This window comes from Celeribacter ethanolicus, assembly GCF_002407265.1.
Classification (GTDB): Bacteria; Pseudomonadota; Alphaproteobacteria; order Rhodobacterales; family Rhodobacteraceae; genus Celeribacter; species Celeribacter ethanolicus.
Genome location: NZ_CP022196.1, coordinates 820,205 through 839,700, shown reverse-complemented (window position 1 = coordinate 839,700; position 19,496 = coordinate 820,205). Strand labels below are relative to the sequence as shown.

General features: G+C 62.6%; 19 protein-coding genes. 10 read left to right on the top strand and 9 right to left on the bottom strand.

The annotated features are described in order from the left end of the window. Positions 1 to 37: 37 nt before the first annotated feature. Positions 38 to 703: a LysE family translocator gene (locus tag CEW89_RS04165; RefSeq protein WP_096805006.1), complete on the bottom strand. Its 666-nt coding sequence runs from the start codon at positions 701 to 703 to the stop codon at positions 38 to 40. Between the two features lie 313 nt (positions 704 to 1,016). Here CEW89_RS04165 and CEW89_RS04160 point away from each other — a divergent pair, with 313 nt between their 5' ends. Both CEW89_RS04160 and CEW89_RS04155 read left to right on the top strand, forming a co-directional pair. Then, positions 1,017 to 1,928, top strand: coding sequence for a LysR substrate-binding domain-containing protein (locus CEW89_RS04160; protein ID WP_096805005.1), 912 nt, complete (start codon positions 1,017 to 1,019; stop codon positions 1,926 to 1,928). A gap of 238 nt (positions 1,929 to 2,166) precedes the next feature. Beyond that, complete coding sequence (locus CEW89_RS04155; RefSeq protein ID WP_157779756.1) at positions 2,167 to 3,657, top strand: alkaline phosphatase family protein; 1,491 nt, start codon at positions 2,167 to 2,169, stop codon at positions 3,655 to 3,657. Between the two features lie 7 nt (positions 3,658 to 3,664). Here CEW89_RS04155 and CEW89_RS04150 read toward each other — a convergent pair whose 3' ends face one another. Next, entirely contained in the window at positions 3,665 to 6,301 is a 2,637-nt protein-coding gene (locus CEW89_RS04150; RefSeq protein WP_096805003.1) for a cation-translocating P-type ATPase, read from the bottom strand. Positions 6,302 to 6,611: 310 nt separating this feature from the next. Here CEW89_RS04150 and CEW89_RS04145 point away from each other — a divergent pair, with 310 nt between their 5' ends. After that, entirely contained in the window at positions 6,612 to 6,950 is a 339-nt protein-coding gene (locus CEW89_RS04145; RefSeq protein WP_066709509.1) for a DUF3817 domain-containing protein, read from the top strand. A gap of 3 nt (positions 6,951 to 6,953) precedes the next feature. On the opposite strand, the gene CEW89_RS04140 is transcribed toward CEW89_RS04145, so the two are convergent. Then, positions 6,954 to 7,718: an IclR family transcriptional regulator gene (locus tag CEW89_RS04140; protein WP_096805002.1), complete on the bottom strand. Its 765-nt coding sequence runs from the start codon at positions 7,716 to 7,718 to the stop codon at positions 6,954 to 6,956. A 215-nt stretch (positions 7,719 to 7,933) separates the two neighbouring features. Between CEW89_RS04140 and CEW89_RS04135 the strand changes: the two genes are divergently transcribed. From CEW89_RS04135 to CEW89_RS04105, 7 genes are all read left to right on the top strand, one after another. Then, positions 7,934 to 8,947 carry a TRAP transporter substrate-binding protein gene (locus CEW89_RS04135; RefSeq protein ID WP_157779755.1) on the top strand — a complete coding sequence of 338 codons (1,014 nt, stop codon included), beginning with the start codon at positions 7,934 to 7,936 and terminating at the stop codon, positions 8,945 to 8,947. A 97-nt stretch (positions 8,948 to 9,044) separates the two neighbouring features. Beyond that, positions 9,045 to 9,560 carry a TRAP transporter small permease gene (locus CEW89_RS04130; protein WP_096805000.1) on the top strand — a complete coding sequence of 172 codons (516 nt, stop codon included), beginning with the start codon at positions 9,045 to 9,047 and terminating at the stop codon, positions 9,558 to 9,560. Continuing rightward, complete coding sequence (locus tag CEW89_RS04125) at positions 9,560 to 10,867, top strand: TRAP transporter large permease (protein WP_096804999.1); 1,308 nt, start codon at positions 9,560 to 9,562, stop codon at positions 10,865 to 10,867. The genes CEW89_RS04130 and CEW89_RS04125 overlap by 1 nt, the downstream gene beginning before the upstream one ends. Before the next feature lie 104 nt (positions 10,868 to 10,971). After that, positions 10,972 to 11,280, top strand: a complete 309-nt coding sequence (locus CEW89_RS04120; protein WP_096804998.1) for a 2Fe-2S iron-sulfur cluster-binding protein — start codon at positions 10,972 to 10,974, stop codon at positions 11,278 to 11,280. Between the two features lie 37 nt (positions 11,281 to 11,317). Then, positions 11,318 to 12,631 (top strand): aromatic ring-hydroxylating dioxygenase subunit alpha, encoded by a 1,314-nt coding sequence (locus tag CEW89_RS04115; RefSeq protein WP_096804997.1) that lies wholly within the window; start codon positions 11,318 to 11,320, stop codon positions 12,629 to 12,631. Positions 12,632 to 12,721: 90 nt separating this feature from the next. Continuing rightward, positions 12,722 to 14,182: a glutamine synthetase family protein gene (locus CEW89_RS04110; protein ID WP_096804996.1), complete on the top strand. Its 1,461-nt coding sequence runs from the start codon at positions 12,722 to 12,724 to the stop codon at positions 14,180 to 14,182. Further along, positions 14,182 to 14,517: a 5-carboxymethyl-2-hydroxymuconate Delta-isomerase gene (locus CEW89_RS04105; RefSeq protein WP_096804995.1), complete on the top strand. Its 336-nt coding sequence runs from the start codon at positions 14,182 to 14,184 to the stop codon at positions 14,515 to 14,517. Before CEW89_RS04110 ends, CEW89_RS04105 begins: the two co-directional genes overlap by 1 nt. A 24-nt stretch (positions 14,518 to 14,541) precedes the next feature. On the opposite strand, the gene CEW89_RS04100 is transcribed toward CEW89_RS04105, so the two are convergent. From CEW89_RS04100 to CEW89_RS04075, 6 genes are all read right to left on the bottom strand, one after another. After that, complete coding sequence (locus tag CEW89_RS04100) at positions 14,542 to 15,000, bottom strand: MarR family winged helix-turn-helix transcriptional regulator (protein ID WP_066709539.1); 459 nt, start codon at positions 14,998 to 15,000, stop codon at positions 14,542 to 14,544. Between the two features lie 134 nt (positions 15,001 to 15,134). Continuing rightward, entirely contained in the window at positions 15,135 to 15,518 is a 384-nt protein-coding gene (locus CEW89_RS04095; RefSeq protein ID WP_066709541.1) for an acyl-CoA thioesterase, read from the bottom strand. After that, on the bottom strand, positions 15,511 to 15,924 hold the full coding sequence (locus tag CEW89_RS04090; RefSeq protein ID WP_096804994.1) for a RidA family protein: 414 nt from the start codon (positions 15,922 to 15,924) through the stop codon (positions 15,511 to 15,513). Before CEW89_RS04090 ends, CEW89_RS04095 begins: the two co-directional genes overlap by 8 nt. After that, the gene (locus CEW89_RS04085; RefSeq protein ID WP_096804993.1) at positions 15,921 to 16,352 is read right to left on the bottom strand and encodes an acyl-CoA thioesterase; all 432 of its coding nucleotides are present in this window, start codon (positions 16,350 to 16,352) and stop codon (positions 15,921 to 15,923) included. Before CEW89_RS04085 ends, CEW89_RS04090 begins: the two co-directional genes overlap by 4 nt. Beyond that, positions 16,349 to 17,089, bottom strand: coding sequence for an SDR family NAD(P)-dependent oxidoreductase (locus CEW89_RS04080; protein ID WP_096804992.1), 741 nt, complete (start codon positions 17,087 to 17,089; stop codon positions 16,349 to 16,351). The genes CEW89_RS04085 and CEW89_RS04080 overlap by 4 nt, the downstream gene beginning before the upstream one ends. Then, positions 17,086 to 19,371, bottom strand: coding sequence for a bifunctional salicylyl-CoA 5-hydroxylase/oxidoreductase (locus CEW89_RS04075; RefSeq protein ID WP_096804991.1), 2,286 nt, complete (start codon positions 19,369 to 19,371; stop codon positions 17,086 to 17,088). Before CEW89_RS04075 ends, CEW89_RS04080 begins: the two co-directional genes overlap by 4 nt. Positions 19,372 to 19,496: the final 125 nt, after the last annotated feature.

The window sequence follows — 19,496 nt, the reverse complement described above, 5'->3', positions numbered from 1 at the left end:
CGGGGGGGCTTGATTGGTGTTTTTCTGGTGAGTGATGCTATGGCTCGCCGCTCAATGTGTTGCGATGTGTTGCGAAAAGCAGGTCGTTGGCCGAATAGGCTCCCCCTGCGATGGCGACGCAGAGCAGAAAGACGGCGGAGACTTGCGCGATCTGATGCGCGTGGCGACGGAAGGCGCTGGTGTGGATCGCGGCGGCGTAGCTCACGAGAATCGCGAAATCGAAAAGAATCCAGAGCAAGGTCAGGATGATGAGGCTGATCTCGTGGCGGTTTGTGATGCCGACAAATTGCGGAAAAAAGGCAACGAAGAACAGGATGTCCTTTGGATTGGAAATGCCTGCGAGAAAGCCGTGCAACAGGGACGATGCGCCGCGCCGCGCCAATTGTAATTGCTCAGTGGGCTGTGCCTCCGGAGGGGGCGACGTGTGATGGAGCGCCTGAATGGCCATCCATGCGATGAACAGGCACCCGATGAGACTGACCCATGTCAGCACTCTGGCGTCGATGGTCAACAGGCCGGAAATCACCAGAGCCGCGGTGCCGATCAGGACAAGGGAGGCCCAGTTGGTGCCCAAGACTGTGAGAATCGCCTGACGCCGTCCACGTTTTGCCGCCGTAGTGAGCACCAGTGCGACAACCGGCCCCGGCGTCGCGATCAGCAGGACGATAGAGGTCAGATAGGCGAACAGAAGTGTGAAATTCATGAGGGGCGACCTCTCTGGTTTGGTTCGGAATGTGGGGAGGCTGGCGGTCTGTCGGCAATTCAGTCGTAAATATCATAATTCTACGGCAGTTTCCGTTGCTGTCAGTCGATCCTCCCGCACTTTCCGGCGGGCCTCAAGGACAGGCCGATCGGCAATATGACCCGATGAAATGCCATGAAAAGTGAAAAATTCGGCATGAAAAATGTCCTCTCCCGCTGAAGATCAGAGGTTTTATCGGCGCGGGGCATGATCTTGAAAAATGGAAAATTCTGTCGTTTATCGTGAGTAAAAGTTTCGATAGGGCGTTTCGATCATGAACAGACCCCTCCCGCCTCTCTATGCTTTGCGCGCTTTCGAAGCTGCCGCCCGAACCGGCTCGGCCACCGGAGCGGCGGCGGAGTTGAACGTGACGCAAAGTGCCGTGAGCAAACATATAAAGACGCTCGAGGCACATTTCGGGCGTAAACTGTTTCACCGGCACGGCCCCCGGCTTGAAGTGACCCCGCAGGGGCAGATCTTTGCGGAAGGTCTGAAACACGGTTTCAAACAGATCGAGGACGCCTGCCGCGTCTTTCAGAGCGAGAGAAACGTGTTGCGGATCAAGGCGCCTTCGACCCTGACGATGCGTTGGCTGCTTGACAGCGTCAGCCGTTTTCGGGCCGGTGCCCCCGGTTTCGACGTGCAGATTTCCAGTGTCTGGATGGATATCGACACGGTGGATTTTTTCACCGAGCCTTACGATTGCGCCATTCTGCTCGGGTCCGGTCAGTTTGGATCTGGCACCCGCAGCGCAAAACTCTTTGATGAATGGCTGATCCCGATCTGTGCTCCGTCGATGTCTCGCGATCTTGGCCGCGATCTCGGGAAATACGATCTCATTCACCCGTCACCGGACCGGCGCGACTGGCGGCGCTGGCTCGGGCGGACCGGAATGTCGGAGCTGGCGGATATTTCTCAGGGCCAGGTCTTCGATACGCTTGAGCAGGGCAACGCGGCCGCGATGGCCGGGCACGGGCTTTCGATCGGAGATCTGGTTTTGACGTCGTCCGCATTGTCCGGCGGCCAGCTTGTGGCGCCGTTTCCGAAAGCAGTGCGCACCGGGGACGGGTATTTCATGGTTTGGCCGGAGAGATGTAGGAAGCGACGGTATGTACAGAGATTTCTGGAGTTTCTTGGGGGGGATGTCCCCGTCTGCCGGAGGCCCGAGTTGACTTTTCTGGACTGAAAGGCAGGGCCTGTTTCGCCGCAGATGAGCCGAGAGGATCGACCTTGCATTCGGAGCTTGAGCTGGTAGGGCCTCGCCCGATTGCGCCTGAACTTTTCCGGAAAAGAGACGGAGAGTCGGGCGCATGCTTGCTCCGAACGCCATGTTCCCGGAGATTTCGGTCTGCGCGTGTCGTGGTCGCTTGTCAAAGCGACCCATCCGGTGGACAGTCGCCGGTGACGAAGACATGAGGACGCGCATGACCGCAGGGACAGGGAACCGGGCACGGAAAAACAATGTGCTGTTCATCGTCATCGACCAGCTGCGCGCCGATGCCGTGTTCGGTGCGCTTGCCGAGGCGCTGCCGACGCCGAACCTCGATGCGTTTCGCGCCGGTGCCGTGAGCTTTGAGCGCCATTTCACGGTGACTGCGCCCTGCGGTCCGTCGCGGGCGAGCTTGCTCACCGGGCAATATGCCATGACCCATCGTGCGATCCGCAACGGTGCGCCTCTGACGCCGGGGACGGGCAACATCGCGCTTGAGGCGCGCAAGCTCGGCTATGAACCCTTGCTGTTCGGCTATACGGATGTGCAGCCAGATCCCACCGGCCTGCATCCGAACGACCCGGACAATCGCACCTATGAAAGCGTTCTGCCGGGGTTTCGCGAAATCGTGGAGATGCGGCTGGAGCAGGGGGCGGAATGGCCCGCTTATCTTCAGGCCAAAGGCTATGGCACGTTTCAGGCGGAAAGCCCGGACATCTGGCGGCTCTACCGGCCCGAAGGCGATGTATTGGGCGGTCCCGCGCTTTATCGCGCGGAGGACAGCGACACGGCCTATCTGACCGATCGGACGCTCAGCGCCATGGCGGTGCGCCGATCAAAACCGTGGTTCGCACATGTGACCTATATCCGGCCGCATCCGCCTTTTGTCGCCCCTGCGCCGTACCACAGGCAGGTCGATCCGGCGGCGGTGCCCGCGCCGATCCAGGGGGTGTGCGATCATCCCTTCGTGACGGCGTGGCAGTCAGAGCGGAGCCAGTTCGGCATGTTCTGGGGCTTCGATGGCGATTGCGCTTCGATTTCGGAGGGGACTGCGGCCAAGGTGCGCGCGACCTATCTCGGGCTTTTGTCTGAGGTTGATCACCATCTCGGGCGGTTGATGCAGTTTCTCGACGACACCGGGCAGACAGAAAACACCATGGTGGTGCTCTGTGCCGATCACGGCGAGATGCTCGGCGATCACGGGCATTGGGGCAAGGACAGTGTCTTCGAGGCGGCCTATCATGTGCCACTGATGATCCGCATGCCGGGCGGTGTGTCGGGGCGCGTGACGGCGCTCACGGAAAGCGTCGATATTGCGCCGACCATCCTCGAATGGCTGGGCGGTGTGGCATCGGCACAGATGGACGGGCGCTCTCTGATGCCCTGGCTCAGGGGAGAGATCCCGGAAGACTGGCGCGATGCGGTGATGATGGAGGTCGAGTTCGGCGAACCGGGCCAGCCGACGCGGTTTGAGCGCGCATTTGGTCTGCCGCCCGAACAGTGCCGCGCGGTGATCCTGCGCGAGGCGCGGTGGAAATACGTGCATTTTGCGGGGGGCGTGCCGCCGATGTTGTTCGATCTGGACAGCGTGGAAGGCGAGCGGTTGAACCGCGCCGGGGACCCCGCCTGTGCTGGTGAGCTGTCGCGATTGCGTGGGCGGCTTCTGGATCGGCGTCTGGCGGCGGCCAGCCGACCGTTCGGCTGATCCCGCCTCAATCGTGTGCGCGCACGAGATAGGCGGCACCAAAGATCAGAGGCACAAGGCTCATGCCAAGTGCGAGAAGAACGCCCGTATGGCCGGGGTAGGGCAGTTGTAACAGCGTTGCCAGACCGGGGATCAGCACGGCCCCGGCGATCAGCAGCAGGCAAAGCGCGATCGCGCCCCAGACATAGGGATTGTCGATGTCGCCGTCGCGCAACGCCCGGCGGCCCGGCGCGCGGGCGTTGAACACGTTCCAGAGCTGCGCCAGAGCGAGCGTCAGAAAGGCGACGGTCACGGCCTGATGCGGCGGCAGGGCCAGATGGCGCAGCGCGAGGAGGAAAGCCGCGATGGTCGCAAGCGTGATCGCACCGCCCAACACGATCACCCGCCGCCAGTCGGCCCGGCGCATGATCGGCTCGGCGGGATCGCGGGGCGCGCGCTCCAGCACGCTTGCGTCACCGCGGCTGAGGCCGAGGGCGAAGGCGGGGAAAATATCGGTCACCAGATTGAGGAACAGGATTTGCAGCGGCAGAAGCGGCGCCGGAAGCCCTGCGCCGACCGCTAGCCCGACCACCAGAACCTCGCTGATGTTGCAGGACATCAGGTAGACGACGAATTTGCGGATATTGTCGAAAATGATCCGGCCTTCGCGCACCGCAGCTATGATCGTGGCAAAGGAATCGTCGCGCAGCACCACATCGGCGGCCTCGCGGGCGACCTCCGTGCCGCGCTGGCCCATGGCGATGCCGATGTCGGCCTTGCGGAGCGCGGGCGCATCGTTCACCCCGTCGCCGGTCATCGCCACGACATGGCCAGCGTTCTGGAAGAATCGCACCAGCGCGAGTTTGGTCTCGGGTGTGATGCGGGCGAAAACGGCGCTTTGGCCGACGCGCTTGGCCTCCGGGCCGTCCAGCTGCGCGGGGTCGAAACCTGCGAGATCTTTGCCGGTCAAAGCCACCGTTTCGCCATCGCCGATGCCGGCGTCCGAGGCGATGCGCGTGGCGGTGGCGGCATGATCGCCGGTCAGCATGATCACCCGAATGCCCGCGCGGTGGCAGGCGGCGATGGCGTCCGGGATGTCGGCGCGCAGCGGGTCGGCGAGCGCCACCAGCGCCACCAGGGTCAGACCCGCGTAGGGCGCGGCATCGGGCAGGGGATCGTGTTTCATCGCCAGTGCCAGACAGCGCAGCCCCTCGGACGCCATGGCCTGAGCGCGGCTGCGCCAGTCGGCGCGGACCTCGGGGGAGAGCGGGCGGGGGCCCTCCGGGGTCAGCTCTTGTTCGGCGGCTGCGATCACCGCTTCGGGCGCGCCCTTGACGGCATAGAGAAAGCCCGCGCCTTCGGCATGGACATGGGTCATCATCATGCGCTCGGGATCGAAGGCATGTTCGGTGACGGGACCGTCCGGCCCCTGCGCAAGACCTGCGCGCTGCGCCATGCTCAGGAGCGCCACCTCCATCGGATCGCCGGTGGGCACGGTCTCGGCGTGCTCAGCAATGTCGGCAGAGTTGCACAGCGCGCCGATGCGCATCGCCAGTTCCAGCGCCGAGCCGGGGGCCGGGGGCGCGACAGTTCCGGGCGGAATCGTATGCGCGCCGTCCTCGGTCAGATAGCGTACCACGGTCATCCGGTTCTCGGTCAGCGTGCCGGTCTTGTCGGTCAGGATCAGCGTCGTCGCGCCCAGCGTTTCGACCGAGGACAGCCGGTTGATCACCGCGTTGCGTCGGGCCATGCGCCACATGCCGCGCGCCAGGCAGAGCGTGGCGACCACCGGCAGCCCCTCCGGCACGGCGGCGATGGCAAGCGCGACACCGGTCTGGACGATCTCGCCCAGCGGATGCCCGCGGAGCAGCCCCGCGAGAATGGTCACCCCGGCCAGCGCCAGCATCAGCCAGACCAGCTTTTGCCCCAACCGGTCGAGCCGCGCCTCAAGCGGGGTCGCCTCCGGCTGGGCCTCCTGAACCAGACGGCTGATCCGGCCGATTTCCGTCTCCATGCCGGTGCCGATCACAAGCCCCTCGCCGGTGCCGCGGGTGATGGCGGTGCCTTTCCACGCCATGGAGCGGCGCTCGGCCAGATCGGTGTCGGCGGGAACGGGGGCGCTGTCCTTGTCGACCGGCACGGCCTCGCCAGTGAGGATCGACTCGTCGGCCTGCATTCCGGCGCACCGGATCAACCGCAGATCGGCGGTGACCACATCACCCGCCTCCAGCACGACGATGTCGCCGGGCACGAGGTCTTGTGCGGCGATCATTTGATCCTGCCCGCCGCGACGCACCCGGCAGCGGGTTTCGGCGAGACGCCGCAGCGCCTCCATCGACCGCGTGGCCTGCGCTTCGGTGAGAAAACCGATCAGCCCGTTGATCAGCAGGACGACGAGGATGGCGAGCGCTTCTGGCAGATCGCCCATGGCGAGCGCCAGAGCGGCGGCCGCAGCCAGAAGATAGACCACGACGCTTTGGAATTGCGCCAGAAGGATGGACAAGAGGTTGCGCGGTTTTCGCTGACGCAGATGGTTCGGGCCGTATACCTTTTGCCGTCGCGCGGCCTCTTCGGCGCTCAGGCCCCGCTCTGGCGAGACGGACATGCGCGCGGTCAGTTCCTCGACCGGTTTGGCGTGTGGCGTGTCGGGGATCAGGGGCGGCATGTGCGATCCTGCGGGCGGTGTCTTTCGGACCCAGCCTAGGAAGCCCGGGCGGCTTTGTCCAAAGCCATTTCCACCTGTCGCGACGTCAGTCGATATTTGCCGGGCCGATCATCGCCGATTGCCACGGATTGCGCATGTGAGGCCACCCATCCGGTGGACGCAGAACCGAACGAGGACGGGGTGGCCCTGCGGCAATGCGCGCGGGTTCATCCTGGCGGCACGGTTTGCTAGGGTCGCGCAAATCACCGTCCGGCCGCTGCGCTCAGCGTCGCCAGACGCCCCCAAAACAAGACCGCACCGGAGTGCCCGCATGTCCCAGACCCCCGCGCCGAAAGAGCCGAAAAACAAGCGCCTGTTCTCTCTGTTCCGCGTGATCGCCCTGATTGAGGGCGTGACCACGATTCTGCTGTTCTTCGTCGCCATGCCGATCAAATACGGGCTTGAGGACCCGGGTTGGGTCAAGGTGATGGGGCCGGTTCACGGCTATGCCTTCCTTGCCTATCTCGCACTCATGCTGATCGTGATGCGAGGCCTGGGCTGGCAGGGCCGCGACAAGGGGCGGGCGTTCGTGGCCTCTCTTGTGCCGCTTGGGACCTTCGTCAACGATCCGTTTCTCAAACGTCGGGGTGTCGAGGTTTACGGGCACTGAGACCTATTTCAAAGCGGTCGCGATCTGCGCCGCGTAGCGGTGCAGGATTTCCGTGAGCCGGTCGTAGTCCTCGGGCCGGATCGCGGTTTGCGGTTCCGACAGACCCAGCGCGGTTTCTGAACGACCCAAAGGCCCCACCGGCACGGAAATCCCCACCGCGCCCGCCTCGAATTCGCCCTCGACGATGGAGACGCCACGCTCACGGGTCCTGTATACAGCCTCGGCGATCTGGGCACGCTCCATCAGAGTCTCGGCGGTGAAGCGCTCGATCTCCAGCGTCGCGATCATCTCCTTTGCCCAGTCCGGTTCCCCCCAGGCGAGCAACATCCGCCCGATCGAGGTGCTCAGAAGCGGCAGACGGCTGCCGACCGTGAAGCCGAAGGTGTAGCGGGCGTTCTGTTGCGAGGATTGCGCGACATAGACCGCGTCCGAACTGTCGCGCATGGCGAGGCCGACGCTATAGCCCAACTCGCGGGCGCACATTTCGATGAGCGGCTGGATCACCCGACCGAATTCGTTGCCGCGTAAAAAGCCGCTGCCGAGCACAAGGACATGCGGTGTGAGCGAATAGCGGTTCTCGTCCTTGCGGACATAACCGAGGTAGACGAGGGTCAGCACGAGACGGCGCACCACGGCGCGTTCGATCCCCGTGAGGCGCGAGATTTCCGCGAGCGTCAATCGGCTGTGAGTCTCGTCGAAGGCGCGCAGCACCGTCATGCCTTTCATGAAGGTGAGGGAAATGTCTTTGGTCGGGATGGCGCTCTGCACGTTTCTTGCCCTTGATCTTCGGTTCTTAAAAAAAGCGGCCCAAATATTGTGCCTTTATTGTACGACCCCCGGCAAGACCCGTCGAACGGCTCTTTGAGGCTTGACAGGCCTGTGCGTATTCGGACCAATTGGTGTATTATCGCACAAACCTGATGAATCCCAAAAGGGACACAGGATCTACATACAGCAAATCCAACAGGGAGAAATGGATAGCCATGCTGAAAAAACTCGCACTTACCAGCGTGCTGGCGCTGGGAGCCGCTGTTCCGGGCCATGCCGCCGAAACGCTGCGCTATGCGCATTTCATGTCAGCCGCAAGTTGGCAGAACCAGACGATCTTCGAAGATTGGGCCACGGCGGTCGAAACCGCGTCGGGCGGCGCGGTCGACGTTCAGGTCTTTCCGGCGCAGACGCTGGGCAAGGCGGCGGCGGGCTATGACAACGCCGTCACCGGCATTGCCGACATCGCCTGGACCGTGCCGGGCTATACCGCCGGGCGCTTCCCGCTGAGCCAGATCATGGAGCTTCCGGGCCTCTTCGAAACCGGCGCGGTCGGCTCCTGCGCCTTCCAGAAACTCTACGACTCCGGGGCTTTGGATGAGGAATATGCCGACACGCATATCATCTTTGTCCACACCCACGATCCGGGGCATCTGCACACCTCCAAGAAGCCGGTTTATACGCTCGAGGACATGAAGGGCCTGAAACTGCGCCGTCCGACGCAGGTTGTGGGCGAGCTTCTGACCAATCTGGGCGCCGAGCCGGTGGGCATGCCCGCGCCGAACACCTATGAGGCGCTGCAACGCGGGGCCATCGACGGCTATATGCTGCCGTGGGAAAGCGTCGACAGCTTCCGTCTCGATGAACTGACCGAATATCACACCGTGTTCGGGTTTTATGCACTGGCCTTCATCTCGACGATGAACAAGGCCAAGTACGACTCCCTCTCGCCCGAAGCCAAAGCCGCCGTCGATGCCAATTCCGGCATGCAATGGGCGGTGACCGCCGGGCGTGGCTATGACGAGGAAGGCGCGAAAGTGCTGGAACGGCTGAAAACCGAGTCGACCGTGATCGAGCTGTCCGACGAGGAACGCGCGAAATGGGACGAGGCGGCACAGGCCGCGACCGACAGCTATATCGCCTTCCTGAACGCTCAGGGCCTGCCGGGAACGGCGACCTATGAGGCGGTGAAAGGCTATGTTTCGGACTGTGAGACCGAGCTGAACTGAGCCCGTTTCACCTTCTGGCGGGCCGTTCGATCCCTTTGCGGCCCGTCATCATCAAACCAGTCCAATTCCAAAGCTGACACAAGTCACAGGAACGCACATGCTTATCTCCGCAATCCGGCGCATCGCCGGATGGATGGAGGCCGCCTGTCTCGGCATCGCGGCGCTCTGTCTGCTCTATATGGTCTTCGTTGTGGGCTTCAACGTGCTTGCACGGATCGTTTTCGACGCCACCGACACGGCGGTGAATTTCATGATCCCCGGTGCGATCGAACAGGTGTCTTACCTGTTGGGCATTGTCGCGCTTGCGGCGCTCGCAGCCTCGCTGAACGGTGGTATGATCGCGGTCGACCTGTTGGTCGGGCGGTTTCCGCCTTTGCTCAAGGCGCTGGTCGCGCGGTTGTGGTTCGTCGGCATTCTGGCCTTCGCCCTCGTGCTGGTCTGGCTGTTCTGGCATGAAACGCAGGCCACATTCTCCCGCTCCGAGGAAACTCAGGACCTGCGCATTCCGATGTTCCTGATCTACGGGTTCTATACGCTCGAATGCCTTGCCTTGGCCGTGATCGCGCTCAGAGAAGCGCTCACCGCCGATGGCCACCATGCGGAGCTCTCATAATGACGCCCCTGATCATCGGATATATTTCCATCGCCGCGATGTTCGTCATCGTGATCTTGGGCGCGCCGATCGGGCTGGCCATGATCGCCGTCGGCTTTGCCGGGTTTTCCGCCATCATCGGCATCTCCCCCGCGCTCAGCATCCTGAAAACCGCCACGTTCGAGACGGTGACGAGCTACAGCTTTACGCTCATTCCGCTGTTCCTGCTGATGGGCAACCTGATCTCGCGCTCCGGTGTCGCCGCCGATCTGTTCCGGGGGGCTTTGCTTTTGACCCGCGGTTGGTCCGGTGGGCTGGCGGCGGCGGGGGTAACGGCGAGCGCGGTATTCTCCACCGTCTCGGGATCGTCGCTCGCCACCGCCTCCACCATGACTCGCGTCGCCTATCCGGAGATGAAATCCCACGGCTATGACACCCGTCTCGCCACCGGTTCGCTCGCCGCAGGTGGAACCTTGGGCATTCTGATCCCGCCCTCCATTGCGCTCATGCTTTACGCGCTGATCACCGAGCAATCGGTGGGCACGATGTTCCTTGCGGGCATCCTGCCGGGTATTCTCGCCTTCCTGCTTTATCTCGTCACGATCCTGATCATGGCAAAGATCTGGCCGCCGGAAGAGGGCGCGTCCCGGATCACCGACGAGGAAATCGCGCCGAAAGGCCATTTCGAAATCCTGCGTCTGTTTGCGCCCTCCCTCGTGCTTTTCGGTCTCGTCATGGGCGGGCTTTACGGCAATTTCTTTACGCCGACCGAGGCGGGGGGCGTCGGGGCCGCGCTCGCGCTGATCTTCGCGCTCTGGCGCAAGGTGCCGCGCGCCGAATTGATTGCGGCCTTCACCGAGACCATCGCCACCAGCGGTTCGATCTTCCTGATCCTGATCGGGGCGGAGGTGTTTGGTTTCGTGCTCTCCACCTCCCAGCTCTCCAACGCGCTGGTTGATTTCCTGAACACCAGCGGCTTCGGCCCCTGGCAGGTGCTGCTCTCCATCCTGCTGTTCTACGTGATCCTCGGCTGCTTCATGGAAAGCCTCGCGATGATCCTCCTGACCGTGCCGATCTTTTTCCCGGTGATCCTCGCCAACGGGTTCGACCCGATCTGGTTCGGGGTGATCGCCGTGGTGACGGTGGAGCTTGGCCTGATCACGCCGCCCGTGGGCATGAACCTCTTCATGGTCAAAAGCGCCTCGCGCGGCACGTCGCTGTCGAAAATCATGGTCGGCGTAATCCCTTTCGTGATCACCGATGTGATCCGCCTCGGCATCCTTCTGGCCTTCCCGGCGATCTCTTTGTTGCTCACCGGACGGCTCTAACACATCTCGCGAAAACCGGCCTTCCGGTCTTCGCATGTCTGAAATTAAAATACACCAAATGGGCGATAATACACCAATATCTGCCCATGTCTGAGGAGACCAAGATGACATCCGTCCCCCTGATCTTTCGCCAAAGCGACGGCTCCGAGACGCCGGTCGAGGTCCAGTCCGGTCGTACCGTGATGGAAGCCGCCGTGATGGCGGGCATCCCCGGCATCGAAGGTGAATGCGGCGGCAGCCTGTCCTGCGCCACCTGTCACGTCTATGCGCCCGAGGGGTTCGAAGCCCCGGGCGACTATGAGGCCGACATGCTCGATTTCGCGGAAAGCCCGCGCCGTGAGACCAGTCGGCTGTCCTGTCAGATCAAAGTCATGCCCGAGCTTGCGGGCACCGTTTTCGAGGTCCCGGCCTGAGCCGGACCTGTCCATTCATAGGAAGGAGACCCCCACCATGATGAGCCAAAGCCAGAATGACAGTCTGACCCGCGTGGGTCCGGGAACCGATGCGGGCGAGGTGTTGCGCCGCTATTGGCAACCCGCCGCTTTGTCCGAAGAACTCAACACGAAACGCCCGGTGGTGCCGGTACGGCTGATGGGCGAGGACCTCGTGTTGTTCCGCGACAGCGAGGGCAAGCTCGGCCTCATTCAGCGCCACTGTCCGCACCGCGGTGCCGACATGTGTTTTGGTCGTCTTGAAGACAACGGTCTGCGCTGCCCGTTCCACGGCTGGCATTTCAACCGCGACGGCCAATGTGTCGAACAGCCCGCAGAACCCGAAGGCTCGCGCATGCACGAAAACATCAAGGCGCGCTCTTATGTGGTCGAGGAACGTGCGGGTATCGTCTGGGCCTATATGGGGCCGGGCGAGCCGCCGGAATTCCCGAATTTCGACTGTTTCCGCGCGCCTGACAGCCATGTTTTCGCCTTCAAGGGCCTGTGGGAATGCAACTGGTTGCAAGCCATGGAAGTCGGCATCGACCCGGCACACGCCTCTTTCCTGCACCGTTTCCTTCAGGACGAGGACCCGGCGGACAGCTACGGCAAACAGTTTCGGGACAAGGCGGCGAACACCGAGATCCCGATGACGAAACTGCTGCGCGAATACCCGCGCCCGGCGATCTCCGTCGACGAGACCGAGTTCGGCATCAAGATCACCGCGCTGCGTCATCTCGACGACGGTCGTGTGCATGTGCGCATCACCAATCAGATCTTCCCGGAAGCGATCTCCATCCCGATGAGCCGGGAGATGATCATCACCCAATGGCACGTGCCGATCGACGATGAAAACTGCTACTGGTACTCGATTTTCACCAGCTTCAAAGAGCCGGTGAACAAGGAACTGATGCGCGAACAACGCCTCAAAGAACACCGCCTGCCGGATTACGCGCCCTTGAAGAACAAGCGCAACAATTACGGCTACAACCCGGACGAGCAGGAGCGCGAGACCTACACCGGCATGGGGCTCGACATCAACGTGCATGACCAATGGGCGGTCGAAAGCATGGGGGCGATACAGGATCGCACCGATGAACATTTGGGCAAATCCGACGTGGCGATCATCAAATATCGCCGCATGCTCCGGGCCGCGATTGCGGCGCTCAAGGAGGGCGGCGAGGATGCATTGCCGATGCAAAAGGTGGACGCTTCGACCGTCTTCGGGCCGATCTCTGTCGATGCCATTGCTGCGGACGGGGATGTCGATGCAGCCTATAAGACCGAGGACGGTATCCGTCGCGGCGGTTGCTCTTGGGATGCGATCATCTGAGCGCCGCTCCGGTTTAAAAACGCCATTTCGACGGGCCTTTCGGGGCCCGTCGCAAAAGCCAACCCGTCAAAGTCAATGGGGACCACACGCATGACCTCCGCCTATCTCGAAAAACTCAGCTCCGGCCGCCTCGCGCGCGAGGGGCTTTTGTCCGCCGCCCAAGTGCAAAAGGCCGCCGATCTTCTGGGCCAGCTTGATGGCGGCAAGGTCGAGACGGTGCGCGTGGTCTTTGCCGACCAGCACGGGTTGCTCAGAGGCAAGACAGTGACGGCGGGCGCTTTGGCCTCGGTGTTCCGCTCGGGGCTGAACCTGCCGGGCACGCTGTTGCTCAAGGACACGTCGAACCGCACGGTGTTCCCGATCTGGGACGGCAAAAGCGAAGGCGTTATGGCGACCATGTCGGGGGCGGGGGATATGTTGCTGGTGCCCGATCCGGCGACGTTTCGCATCCTGCCGTGGTCGCCGCATTCGGCATGGCTGTTCTGCGATCCCTACACGCGTGACGGCACGCCGATCCCGTTTGCGCCGCGCCCGGTGCTACGCAAGGCGGTCGAGAAGCTTTCGGGGCTGGGGTATAGCCTTATCGTCGGGCTTGAGGTCGAGTTCCATGTGTTTGACCGCGACGGCGACAGCCTTGGCCACCACGAGGCCGGGATGCCCGGTCAGCCGGTCAGGACCAGGCTGCTCGATCAGGGCTACCAATACCTTGCGGAGACGAATTACGACCGGCTGGAACCGGTAATGGACCTTCTGCGTCGCAACGCGCAGGCTTTGGGCCTGCCGGTGCGCTCGACCGAGGTGGAAATGGGGCCGAGCCAGTTCGAATTCACTTTCGAGCCCGCCGATCCGATGACGCACGCCGACAACATGATCATGTTCCGCACCATGGTCAAAGAGGTCTGCGCCCGCGAAGGCCTGCACGCCACCTTCATGTGCCGTCCGAAACTGCCCAACAGCGCGTCGAGCGGCTGGCACCTGCACCAGTCGCTGGTGAACGGCAAGGGCGAGAATGTGTTTATCCCAGCGGAGGCGGGGGCTTTGACGCCGGAGGTCTCGGCATGGATCGCAGGCCTTCTGGCCCATGCGTCGGAAAGCTGTCTGCTGACCACGCCGACGGTCAACGGCTACAAACGCTATCAGCCCTTCCAGCTCGCACCTGATCGGATCGAATGGGGGTATGACAACCGGGGCGCCATGGTGCGGGCGCTGATGGTGCCGGGGGATGGGGCGAGCCGGATCGAGAACCGTGTGGCCGAACCCACCGCCAACCCGTATTTCTATTTCGCGTCACAAATCCTCTCGGGCGTGTCAGGGTTGGAGCAGGGGCTGACCGCGCCTGCGCCGGTCGAGAACCCCTATGACAATGACGCCCGGGCTCTGCCGCCGAGCCTGATCGCCGCCATCGAGGCCTTTGAGCGTGGAAGCCTGTTCCGCGACGCTCTGGGGGCGGAGTTCACGGAATACATGTCGACGCTGAAACGCGCCGAATGGAAACGCTATCTCAGCATCGTCACGGAATGGGAACAGCACGAATATTTCGGAATTTTCTGATGCCGCATGTGGTGATCGAGTATTTCTGCACGGAGGCGTTCGATCGCGCCGCCGTGCTCGACGCGGCACTTGAGACGGCGGCGGGGAGCGGCGTGATGCAGCGCCAGGACATCAAGGTGCGGCTTGTGCCCGCCGAGGCGATCCTGTTCGGTGACGGGCGGCGCTCGTTCATCCATATGACGATCTCGATGCTCGCCGGACGGACGCCGGAGGCAAAACTTCGGCTCTCGCAGGCCATGGTTGCGAAGCTGCGGCAACTCTGTCCGACAATTGAGGCGATCAGCGCCGACATTCGTGACATGGACCCGGAGGCCTACAAGAAGTCGCTGATTTGAGGCGAGCCAAGGCGCGCGCCCGGCTCAGTCCTTGTGCCGGATGTCGAGCATGATCGAAATGCCCCGCGCCGCGTCGGATTCCGAGACGTTCTCGAACATCTCGTCGATCCAGCCACGATGTTCGGCGGTCATTTCATCCATCAGCGCGCGGCCCTTGTCGGTGATCCGCACGAGAAAGGCGCGGCGGTCGCTTTCCATGGTCTGGCGTTCGGCCAGACCTTCGCCGACCAGACGGTCGACGACGCCGGTGACATTGCCGTTGGACACCACGAGATGCTGCGACAGCTCGCTCATCTTCATGCCCTCGGGCGTGGCGTGGAGGGCGGCCAGAACGTCGAACCGGGGCAGGGTGGTGTCATAGCCCTCGCGCAGTTTCTCGCGCAGATTGGCCTCGATATGGCGCACCGCCTTGAGCATCTGAAGCCAGAGCCGCAGCCGCTGCCGGGCGAGGCCTTCATCCGTTTCTTTCGTTTCGGTTGCCATTCTTGCCGCCATTCCGGCCTCCACTCGCACAGATGATTTATTTCATATATCGACTTTCAAAGCTGAGCGTAAAGCGAAAGCTGCATCTGCGGCATGAAAACGCCCGGCCCGAGGTATCTCTGTCGCGACAGGAATTATGAGAGTGGTTCCGGCAATTTGCGCGGCTTTCCCTCAGCATCGACCGCCACGAGCACAGCCTCGGCACGCAGCACCGGGCGGGATTCTGTGTCGGGTTCTGCCTCGCCCGATAGCGACAGTGTAAAGGAGCTGTTGCCACGGCGGATCAGGGCGGCGTGCATCACGAATTCTTCGCCGGGCGCGAGCGGACCGAGGAAGGTCAGCTCCTTGACGGAGACGATCATGACATCGCCCTGGGCGATTTTACGTCCCGCCAACCCGGCGGCATGGTCGATCTGCGCCATGAGCCAGCCGCCGAAGATGGTCCCGCGCGGCGTCACCTGATCGTAGGGCGCGACGGTGATGAGGGCCGGGACGGAGCTGTGGAGGGCCTCAGTCATGGGGGATGACGGCGGTGGCTTCGATCTCGATTTTGGCCTCGTCTTCCATCAGGGCGGCGACCTGCACCACGGCCATGGCGGGGAAATGCCGGCCGATCACCTCGCGATAGGCCGCCCCGAAGGCGCGCAGGTTCGCTAGGTATTCCTGCTTGTCGGTGATGTACCAGGTCAGGCGCACGAGATGTTCGGGGCGCGCGCCCGCCTCGGCGAGCACGGCGACGATATTTTCGAGCGTCTGGCGGAACTGGCCCGCCATATCCGTATGCTCCCACTCTTGTGCGCCGCTCCAGCCGACGAGCCCGCCGGTGAACACAATGCGGCCCTCGGCCAGTACGCCATTGGCATACCCCTTGGCCGGGACCCAGCCGTCGGGTTGCAGAAACATATGGGGGGTCAGTGCGGTCATGCGGTTTTCTTTCGGTCTTCTGGGAGGAATTCTGTGAGTTTGGTGCGCAAGTCGGCGGGCCAGGGCAGGGAGCGGCCGGTGTCGAACGCGGCGTAGACAACGGTGGCGTTGCAGCTGAAACGCAATTCGCCGCCCGAATGGCAGGTGATGTCCAGCCCGGCGGAGGCGGTGCCGATCCGGGGGACGACCAGCGCGAAATCGAGCATGTCACCCAGCCGCGACGGGTTGGAAAAGCGCACGGTGATCTCGCCCATCGGCGTGCCGAGACCCGCCGGGGTCATCTCCGCCCAGCTCGCGCCGAGCGCATCGGCGAAGAACCGTTCCTGAACGGCGGCGATCATCTCGAAATAACGCGGATAAAAGACGATGCCCGCGGCGTCGCAATGGTTGAATTCGACCTGACGGGACAGTTTGAAAATAGCGTTCATGTTTCTCCTCCGGAAACCGAAATACATTGTCCGGTGACCATATCGGAGCCCTCGCCGCAGAGCCAGAGCACGGCGCGGGCGACGTCTTCGGGCGGCACGAGGCGATGCATGGGGTTGGTGGCTTCGAGCGAAGCACGGGCCTCTTCGGGGGAGCGGCCGGTTTTCTCGACGATGTTGGCGATGGAGCGCGCGGTCATCTCCGTGTCGAGAAAGCCGGGGCAGATGGCGTTGACGGTGATGCCTTTGCGGACGAGTTCGAGGGCCACGGATTTGACCATGCCGACCACACCGTGTTTCGCCGCCGCATAGGGCGCGACATAGGGATAACCCTTGATCCCGGCGGTGGAGGCGATGGCGATGAGGCGGCCCCAGGGCTTGCCATTGAGCGCCTTTGTCCCTTCGCGCAGGGTCAGGAAGGTGCCGGTCAGGTTCACGTGCATCATCCGTTCAAAGTCGGCGAGTTCGGTTTTCGCGAAAGGCGCGCTTTCCGAAGCGCCGGCGTTGGCCACGACGATGTCGGGCGCGCAGGCGGCGATGGCGTCCGAGATCGTGGCCTCGTCGGTGATGTCGGCGACGGTGGCGGAGATGTTCGTATGAGTCGCGACGGCCTCCAAAGGGCCCGCGCGGCGGCCACAGATCGTGACCTCCGCGCCCGCGTCCGCAAGCATGGTGGCGATGACGGCCCCAACCCCGGAGCCGCCGCCTGTCACAAAGGCTTTCTTGCCCGCAAGCCTCATGACGCCATCGCTTTCGCCCGTTCGGCCAAGGTGTTGGCTTGACGCCGACCGCCCTCGTAGGGGGCAGGCCATGCCTGTTCCTCGTCGCCCAACTCGACCGCTGCGTGCAGCGTCCAGTAGGGGTCGGCAAGGTGCGGACGGGCCAAAAGCACAAGGTCCGCGCGCCCGGCCATCAGGATCGAGTTGACGTGATCCGGCTCGTAGATATTGCCCGCGACCAGCGTTGGCACATGGACGTCCTGACGGATGCGGTCGGCAAACGGCACCTGGAACATGCGGCCATAGACCGGCTGTTCGGCCTTGTCGGTTTGGCCCGACGAGGTGTTGATCGCATCGGCGCCGGCGGCTTTGAACAGGGCAGCGATTTCGACGGCCTCCTCGGGGGTGACGCCCGCGTCGCCCATCCAGTCGTGGGCGGAAATGCGCACGGTCATCGGTTTCGAGGCGGGCCATGCGGCGCGCATCGCCTCGAACACTTCGAGCGGATAGCGCATGCGGTTTTCCAGGCTGCCGCCATAGTCATCGTCGCGCGTGTTGGTCACGGGGGAAATGAAGGAGGCCAGAAGATAGCCGTGGGCAGCGTGCATTTCGATCATGTCGAAGCCCGCTTTGGAAGCGGCATGCACGGCCTCGACGAACTGGGCCTTGACCATATCCATATCCGCGCGGTCCATCGCCTTGGGGACCACATTGCCCTCCATCAGCGGGATGGCGGACGCCGACAACAACGGCCAGTTTTCGCCTTCGGGCAGCGGTTTGTCGATGCCGTCCCATGCGAGACGGGTCGAGCCCTTGCGGCCCGCGTGGCCGATCTGGGCGCACATCTTTGCGGGGGTTTCCGTATGGACGAACTCGACCAGACGCGACCATGCCGGGACCTGATCTTCGCCGATGCAGGGGCAGCCGGGGGTGATCCGGCCCTCCATCGAAACACAGAGCATTTCGGTGAAGACAAGGCCCGCACCGCCCTTGGCGCGCTCGGCGTAATGGATCAGGTGCCAGTCGGTCGGCATGCCGTCCCTGGCCTTGTATTGCGCCATGGGGGAGACGACGACGCGGTTTACCAGCTCCATGTCGCGCAGCTTGAACGGCGCGAACATCGGGCGGCGGGTGGAATTGCTTCCGGCCTGTTTCTGAAACCACGCTTCGGCAGAGCCCAGCCAGTCCGGGTCGCGCAGACGCAGGTTTTCATGGCTGATCCGCTGAGACCGGGTCAGAAGCGCGTAGTTGAACTGCATCAGATCAAGGGATAGGTAGCGTTCCACCTCTTCGAACCATGTGGTGGAGTTGCGCGCCGCCGAGGTGACGCGGATCACCTGCAATTTACGCTCGTCCTGATAGCTTTGCAGTGCGTCACGAACGGGTTTGCCGGAGTTCAGCTCGTCGGCCAGCATGATCGCACTTTCCATGCCAAGCTTGGAACCGGAGCCGATCGAGAAATGCGCGGTGGCCGAGGCGTCGCCCAGAAGCACGACATTGTCGAAATACCAGTTTTCACAGGTCACGCGCGGGAATTGGATCCAGGCGGAGCCGCGAATGTGGTTGGCATTGGTCATCAAGGCATGGCCGCCGAGATGCTTGGCGAAAATCTTTTCGCACAGCGCGATGCTGTCCTGTTGCGACAGCGTGTCGAACCCGAAGGCTCTGTAGGTCTCCGGCCCGCATTCCACGATGAACGTCGCGGTGTCCTCGTCGAACTGATAGGCATGAGCCCAGATCCAGCCGTGTTCGGTATCCTCGAAGATGAAGGTGAAGGCGTCGTCGAACTTCTGATGTGTGCCGAGCCAGACGAAATGGTTCTTGCGCATGTCGATCTCGGGTTGGAACTTATCCTCGTAGAGACTGCGGGTCTTGGAATTGAGCCCGTCGGCGGCGACCAGCAGGTCGTGCGAGGCTTTCAGCTCTTCGATGCGCTCCGGCGTAATGTCGGATTCAAACGCGAGATGGACGCCCAGTTCGCGGGCGCGGTCTTGCAACAGAAGCAACATCTGCTTGCGGCCGATGCCGCAGAAGCCGTGGCCGCCGGAGGTCATCGCCTCATCGCCGCGCACCACCTTGACGTCGTCCCAATAGGCAAAGTGATCGCGGATCATCTTCTCCGATACTGGATCGTTGTCCTCGAAGTTGGACATGGTTTCGTCCGAGAGCACAACGCCCCAGCCGAAGGTGTCGTCGAAGCGGTTGCGTTCATAGACGGTGATCTCATGGGCTGCATCGCGCAGCTTCATCGAAATGGCGAAATAGAGGCCGGAGGGGCCGCCGCCGAGAATGGCGATCTTCATGGCGCATACTTTCCCTGTTTGGTTTTGTTTAGATTATCTGTATTTAAAAATACTTCAAGGCTAAAATAAATATCGAGCCAAAAATTTCAAATCATGAAAGCATGAATAAATTAAGGCTATAAATT

Excerpts from the sequence above, each read along its gene's own strand:
- CEW89_RS04165 (WP_096805006.1), bottom strand. The coding sequence starts at position 703 with ATGAATTTCACACTTCTGTTCGCCTATCTGACCTCTATCGTCCTGCTG.
- CEW89_RS04160 (WP_096805005.1), top strand. The coding sequence starts at position 1,017 with ATGAACAGACCCCTCCCGCCTCTCTATGCTTTGCGCGCTTTCGAAGCT.
- CEW89_RS04155 (WP_157779756.1), top strand. The coding sequence starts at position 2,167 with ATGACCGCAGGGACAGGGAACCGGGCACGGAAAAACAATGTGCTGTTC.
- CEW89_RS04150 (WP_096805003.1), bottom strand. The coding sequence starts at position 6,301 with ATGCCGCCCCTGATCCCCGACACGCCACACGCCAAACCGGTCGAGGAA.
- CEW89_RS04145 (WP_066709509.1), top strand. The coding sequence starts at position 6,612 with ATGTCCCAGACCCCCGCGCCGAAAGAGCCGAAAAACAAGCGCCTGTTC.
- CEW89_RS04135 (WP_157779755.1), top strand. The coding sequence starts at position 7,934 with ATGCTGAAAAAACTCGCACTTACCAGCGTGCTGGCGCTGGGAGCCGCT.
- CEW89_RS04130 (WP_096805000.1), top strand. The coding sequence starts at position 9,045 with ATGCTTATCTCCGCAATCCGGCGCATCGCCGGATGGATGGAGGCCGCC.
- CEW89_RS04125 (WP_096804999.1), top strand. The coding sequence starts at position 9,560 with ATGACGCCCCTGATCATCGGATATATTTCCATCGCCGCGATGTTCGTC.
- CEW89_RS04120 (WP_096804998.1), top strand. The coding sequence starts at position 10,972 with ATGACATCCGTCCCCCTGATCTTTCGCCAAAGCGACGGCTCCGAGACG.
- CEW89_RS04115 (WP_096804997.1), top strand. The coding sequence starts at position 11,318 with ATGATGAGCCAAAGCCAGAATGACAGTCTGACCCGCGTGGGTCCGGGA.
- CEW89_RS04110 (WP_096804996.1), top strand. The coding sequence starts at position 12,722 with ATGACCTCCGCCTATCTCGAAAAACTCAGCTCCGGCCGCCTCGCGCGC.
- CEW89_RS04105 (WP_096804995.1), top strand. The coding sequence starts at position 14,182 with ATGCCGCATGTGGTGATCGAGTATTTCTGCACGGAGGCGTTCGATCGC.
- CEW89_RS04100 (WP_066709539.1), bottom strand. The coding sequence starts at position 15,000 with ATGGCAACCGAAACGAAAGAAACGGATGAAGGCCTCGCCCGGCAGCGG.
- CEW89_RS04095 (WP_066709541.1), bottom strand. The coding sequence starts at position 15,518 with ATGACTGAGGCCCTCCACAGCTCCGTCCCGGCCCTCATCACCGTCGCG.
- CEW89_RS04090 (WP_096804994.1), bottom strand. The coding sequence starts at position 15,924 with ATGACCGCACTGACCCCCCATATGTTTCTGCAACCCGACGGCTGGGTC.
- CEW89_RS04085 (WP_096804993.1), bottom strand. The coding sequence starts at position 16,352 with ATGAACGCTATTTTCAAACTGTCCCGTCAGGTCGAATTCAACCATTGC.
- CEW89_RS04080 (WP_096804992.1), bottom strand. The coding sequence starts at position 17,089 with ATGAGGCTTGCGGGCAAGAAAGCCTTTGTGACAGGCGGCGGCTCCGGG.
- CEW89_RS04075 (WP_096804991.1), bottom strand. The coding sequence starts at position 19,371 with ATGAAGATCGCCATTCTCGGCGGCGGCCCCTCCGGCCTCTATTTCGCC.